We start from the raw sequence: 361 nt of genomic DNA, 5'->3' as shown, positions 1-361 counted from the left end.
GTTTTACTGGTGCATCTCAGCAGCCTTTCTTTGTGAAAAGCAGAGGATATAATGTGAGATTTAATATTAATGGTATTGTTTTTACAACAACGTGGAGTAACCCCGGTGTGTTTAGAGGAATGAAATCATTTATATTGACACTTGTGCCACCTAAGAATATGTCAATCTCTCATATGCCACAATATATATTCAATCCGGAATTCGGGTTCATAGCAATTAGAAATGAAGTTACTTTGATTAGAAAAGATATACAGTTTTTAGAAGAATAGTAATTTTTATTATATCCCTGAAGGATTAGATTAAATCTTTAGGGTTAAACTGTTTTTTCAAAGTATAAATATTTAGAATTACCCATTTACGG

At 31.0% G+C, this 361-nt stretch carries 1 protein-coding gene; it reads left to right on the top strand.

Features of this window, described 5'->3' with window-relative positions; genetic code table 11:
- Positions 1–269 (top strand): hypothetical protein (locus tag BW716_RS37995; protein ID WP_220388955.1); only part of this gene is annotated, 269 nt, incomplete at its 5' end.
- Positions 270–361: the final 92 nt, after the last annotated feature.

The sequence above is a fragment of the [Flexibacter] sp. ATCC 35208 genome, from assembly GCF_001975825.1.
Classification (GTDB): Bacteria; Bacteroidota; Bacteroidia; order Chitinophagales; family Chitinophagaceae; genus Chitinophaga.
The sequence above is the reverse complement of the archived record's forward strand: the minus strand, read 5'-3'. Positions and strand labels throughout refer to the sequence as shown.